Consider the following 5266-nt stretch of genomic DNA (forward strand, 5'->3'; position numbering starts at 1 on the left):
TTTTATTTATATATCTATTTATTATTTTTTCCCTTGTTAAAATTATCTTGATACATTTCTGGTGCTTTTTTGTTAGTCGAAGTCCATTGATTATTATTTTCATCTTTCTCTTTGACTCCTGCTTTACTAGTTAATGTAGTATTAGCTCCTGCCCACTGGTTGTTAACTTCGCATTTACTTTCTTTCTTCATAATATATCACCTCGAAATAATATTTTATAATTATTTTAACCAAGTATATATTTTTTATTTAGATAAGATTTCAATGCCATCTTCAGTTACTAATATCATATGCTCCCATTGAGCAGATAATTTACCATCATCTGTATATGCAGTCCATTCATTTTCTGCATCTATATAAAGATCATAATCTCCTTGGTTTATCATAGGCTCTATAGTAAATATCATTCCTGGTACTAAAATCATACCTTCATCTTTTTTGCCTACATGAAATACGAATGGATCTTCATGGAATTGTAGCCCTATCCCATGACCTCCAAAGTCTCTTACTACTGAGTACCCATTTTTTTCAGCATGTTCTTGTATAGCTGCTCCTATAGCTCCTAAATGTCCCCAAGGTTTAACAGCTTCTATTCCTTTATATAAGCATTCTTTAGTTACTTCAACTAATCTCTTAGCTTCTTCACTTACATTTCCTATCATAAACATTCTAGAAGCATCTGAATAGTATCCATTGTATATTGTTGATACATCTACATTTATTATATCTCCATCTTTAAGAACTACATCTTCGCTTGGTATACCATGGCATATTTGAGAGTTTATTGATGTACATAAACTCTTTGGGAATCCTCCATATCCAAGCGGTGCTGGTATTGCACCTTGAGATATTGTAAAGCCGTGTACTATTTTATCAATATCATCAGTAGTCATCCCTTCTTTTATTTCTTTTGCTACTAAATCTAATACTGCATTATTTATTTTTGCACTTTCTTTTATTTTTTCTATTTGATCTTTCGTTTTTATAATATCATGGCTTGGAACTATGTATCCTTTTCCTTTTAATATTTCTAATTTTTCATCAAATTCCATGTGGCATTTTTTATATTTTGCATTACTACCACACCAGCATTCATCGTTTCTATTTAATTTCATTTTAGCATCTCCTTACTATATAAAGTGTATAGTTATATTGAAATATAAAATATATACTGTAATTTATATTTTTAACATTTATTTTTAAATAAATTTATATGTTATAATCTACTATACCATTTTAAATTAATATAAGTAACCATTTTTTTTAATTATATAAAAATAACCCCTCAAAGTAATAGTATTTAAATTATTACTTTAAGGAGCTATTTAAATTTTATAATTAACTATTTTCTTTTTCTCTTAATTGAAGTTACTGCTAACCCAGCTGCTGCAGCTCCTCCTAAAACTACATATCCTATTATACTAGTATCTCCTGTTTTAGGATTATCTGTATTATTTGTTGTAGAGTTATTTAAACCTGGTTTATTAGTTTCAGGTTTATTTATTCCTGGTTTATTTTCTTCTGGTTTCTCATTAGTTCCTGGAACTACATATGATAAATCATAGCTATACTTAACTAATTTGTCTCCTATGTTTTCTCCTGATTTTATTTGAGGATGGGCTCCTAAATATTTAGCACCATTTTCATGAGATGTAAATATTACTTTAGCATCTGTATCAACAGATTTAAACTTCCAATTGTTGTCTACTGTTGGCTCTAATTTACCAGCAGTTTCTATATAATCAGCTACTGCTTGTCTATTTTCATAAGTTCCACTATATACTATTTCTTGTTTTCCATTCCATGGGAATCCATTTCCACCAGCTCTATAATTATTAGTAGCTATTAAGAAATCTTGCTCTAAGTTTATAGGTTTTCCGTTGTAAGTTAAGTTAACTATTCTTTGTGAATTAGCATTTATTGTATTTCCATCTTTATCATACTTTGGTTTTTGAGTTACATCTATTTCATAGTTAACTCCATCTATTACATCAAAGTTAAAAGTAGGGAAATCTCTATTTATTAAGTCTTGTTCTTCTTTAGAATTAGTATCTATTGTATTAAACATTACTACACTTAGTTCTAACCATTCTTTTATATCTTTACCTTTTAACTTTATAACAGTTAAAGTATTATCGTATTTGTATAAGTTAGAAAGATCTTTTAATGCAAGTCCTCCTGCTTTTATATCAACATAGTTTCCTGCACTACTTCCTGCTTTAAATGGCGCTCCTGCTGATAATAATGGTAAATCTTTATATTTAACTAAAGATTCTTCTCCATCTTTTATGCTTTTTTCAACAAACTTTCTTTGAGCATCAGTTACTATTTGTACAGATGCATCATCAGCTACTAATGTAAAGAAACTATTTAAATCTTTAGTTATTTCTCCAGATGGAGTATTTACATAATTCTCTGTTGCGTCATGGTACTCTTTAACCTTTTGAACTAAGACTTCATCATTAGGCACATCTTTAACGCTTACAGTATCTATTTTTGATTCAGCATCGTTTATTTTGTATTCTACCTTACCATTATTCTCTTCTAAATCTATTTTAAGTTCAGCTACCCCTAATTCTCTACCGTTGTTTAATGGTTGTATATATTGAACTATATCGCCATTTGCTTTTTTAACTTCTTTTTTAAATGATCTATGAACATGTCCACCTATTACTAAATCTACACCTTCAACATTTGCTATATCATATCCAGCATTTTCTTTATTTTTTGCATTAGGAGTATTTTCATCTCCATATCCTGTATGAGCAAGCACTAGTACTATATCAGCTCCTTCAGCTTTCATCTGAGGAACATATTTTTTAACACTTTCAGTCATATCGTTAACATTTATTTTTCCTTTTAATAGTAATGCATCCCAATTCATTACTTGAGGAGGAACAACACCTGTTATACCTATTTTAAGCGTTCTTTCTTCTCCATTTGAATCTATTACTTTTTCCTCTACTATTTTATATGGATCAAATACAGGCTTTCCAGTTTTAGCATCATTTACGTTTGCACAAACTGTAGCCATACTATTATTATCATTTGTTATTTGCTTTATAAAGTCTAAACCATAGTTAAGTTCGTGATTACCTATAGTTGTAGCATCAAATCCAACTTCTTCTAATGCTTTATATACTGGATATTGAGTTCCTGGCTGAACAGGTTTTTTCTTAGCAAAAAAGTTTGCTAAAGGAGTTCCTTCTATTGTATCTCCATTATCTACTACTAAAGCATTATCTATTTTTTTATCATCTTTTTTCTTATCTACTTTATCTTTATATTGATTTATAAGAGTTGAAACTTTTACTAAACCAGAGCTGTTAGTTGTTCCTCCTGTGTAGTAATCATAATTCATTAAATTTGCATGTAAATCACTTATAGCCATTATAGAAAAGTCTACTGATGCCTTCTTCTTTGCATCTTTTGTTTCTTCTTTACTTAAATCAGTTTCTTCTTCTGAAGCTTCTTGTTTAGCTTCATTTGTTACTACTTCTTCTGCATTTTCACCCTTAGATTCTTCTTGTGAAGTTTCTCCAACTTCCTCACTAGAAGTATTACTATTTTCTACTTTTTCAATGGTCTGCTGTGTTTCACTTAATTGGTTAACTACATTTTCAATCGCAAGTATTGGCTGTACGTTTTGACCAATTATTGTTGCTGCGATAGCAAGCGCTGCTATTTTCTGTCCATTTTTTTTAATCATATAATTCTCCCTTAAATAATATTTAAACACGTATTTAATTCAATATTTTTAAATTATATTTCGTGTTCCCTCATATTTATCATTAATTATATCATAATCATTTTAAATTAAAAGTATTTTTCGCTTAAAAACGACTTTTTTTACTTTTATCATTATAAATTTCAAATTTAAACAAATCTATATGTACTCTAGTTATTTCCTTATACTTAAATAAAATATAAAAGGTACATGACTTTAAATCACATACCTTTATATCATAACTCTAGTTATATTAAATAAAAAATAAAAATACTAACCACCATAATGGATTTATATTACAGCAACCAGGTCTTCTTTTTTTGCATGCACACGGGCTGTTATTACACTTAGAAGCTGTTTTATTTTTAGAATTTTTATTTGAATAGTTAAAGCCATGATTATAACAATTATAGCAAGGGCTATTACAATATTCATTATGATTAAGCTTACATTTAGATCTATACTGTCTGCTACTATATTTTAAAGATGGCTGTTTTTTATAATTAAATGAAATATTATTTGTTGAATTATTATTCACTGTCAAAAACTCCTTTTTTTATACATACTATGGAAAATAAATACATTTGTTTCCTTTTGTATTCTTGTAAAATAAGCTATATTGTTGTAAGCATTTAATATATAATAAAAATATATACTTTTAAGGGGGAGTTTTATGAACAAATTACAAAATGATTATTTAATAATCGAATCTAAAAAATCTGGCGCTGAACTTACTAGAATTTATTCTAAAAAGCAAAGTAAAGATATTTTATGGTCTGGTGATAGTAAATTCTGGGGAAGACAATCACCTGTTTTATTTCCTATTGTAGGAAAACTTATTGATAATAAAACAACTATCGAATGTAATACATATTCTATGAACCAACATGGATTTGCTAGAGATTTAGAGTTTGAAATTTTAGATACAAGTGATAATTCTATATCTTATATTTTAAAATCTAATGATGATATTAAGAAGCTTTATCCATATTCATTTGAATTAATTATAAAATATACGTTAGTGAAATCAAGTATAAATATAGAGTGGACTGTAAAAAATACAGATTGCAAAGATATTTATTTTTCAATAGGAGCTCATCCTGCTTTTAATGTTCCTATGAATAATAATGAATCTATAGAAGATTATTATCTTGAATTTAAACATAGAAATAATGTAGCTAAAATCGAATTAAATGGACCTTTCTCTGATAAATCTATTAATTTAGGTAGTATAGAAAAAATCGAATTAAGTCCTGATTTATTTAAAAATGATGCATTAATATATACTAATATAGATGAAATTTCTATACATTCTAATAATAGTAGTAACTTTATTAAAGTAGATTTTAAAGAGTTCCCATTAGTTGGGATATGGACACCTTATTATAAGGACGATAACTCTACTGCACCTTTTATATGTATAGAGCCATGGTATGGACTAGCTGATAATATAAATTCAAATGGTCACTATAAAGATAAAGATTATATAAACAAATTAAATATAGGAGAAACTTTTAAAACTTCATACTCTATATCTAT

5 protein-coding genes are annotated in these 5266 nt (G+C 27.7%); 1 reads left to right on the forward strand and 4 read right to left on the reverse strand.

Translation table 11 applies throughout. The annotated features are described in order from the left end of the window. Positions 1-14: 14 nt before the first annotated feature. From BN899_RS18990 to BN899_RS07145, 4 genes are all read right to left on the reverse strand, one after another. Positions 15-191 (reverse strand): hypothetical protein, encoded by a 177-nt coding sequence (locus BN899_RS18990; RefSeq protein WP_154658887.1) that lies wholly within the window; start codon positions 189-191, stop codon positions 15-17. A gap of 54 nt (positions 192-245) precedes the next feature. After that, complete coding sequence (locus BN899_RS07135) at positions 246-1115, reverse strand: methionyl aminopeptidase (protein ID WP_042274153.1); 870 nt, start codon at positions 1113-1115, stop codon at positions 246-248. Positions 1116-1342: 227 nt separating this feature from the next. Further along, positions 1343-3709 (reverse strand): bifunctional 2',3'-cyclic-nucleotide 2'-phosphodiesterase/3'-nucleotidase, encoded by a 2367-nt coding sequence (locus BN899_RS07140; RefSeq protein ID WP_052356717.1) that lies wholly within the window; start codon positions 3707-3709, stop codon positions 1343-1345. A 271-nt stretch (positions 3710-3980) separates the two neighbouring features. Beyond that, the gene (locus tag BN899_RS07145) at positions 3981-4265 is read right to left on the reverse strand and encodes a hypothetical protein (protein ID WP_042274154.1); all 285 of its coding nucleotides are present in this window, start codon (positions 4263-4265) and stop codon (positions 3981-3983) included. Between the two features lie 135 nt (positions 4266-4400). Between BN899_RS07145 and BN899_RS07150 the strand changes: the two genes are divergently transcribed. After that, on the forward strand, positions 4401-5266 hold an 866-nt coding region (locus tag BN899_RS07150; RefSeq protein WP_042274156.1), incomplete at its 3' end, for an aldose 1-epimerase family protein.

It is taken from the genome of Faecalimicrobium dakarense (assembly GCF_000499525.1).
In the GTDB taxonomy this organism is placed as follows: Bacteria; Bacillota; Clostridia; order Peptostreptococcales; family Peptostreptococcaceae; genus Faecalimicrobium; species Faecalimicrobium dakarense.

Excerpts from the sequence above, each read along its gene's own strand:
- BN899_RS18990 (WP_154658887.1), bottom strand. The coding sequence starts at position 191 with ATGAAGAAAGAAAGTAAATGCGAAGTTAACAACCAGTGGGCAGGAGCT.
- BN899_RS07135 (WP_042274153.1), bottom strand. The coding sequence starts at position 1,115 with ATGAAATTAAATAGAAACGATGAATGCTGGTGTGGTAGTAATGCAAAA.
- BN899_RS07140 (WP_052356717.1), bottom strand. The coding sequence starts at position 3,709 with ATGATTAAAAAAAATGGACAGAAAATAGCAGCGCTTGCTATCGCAGCA.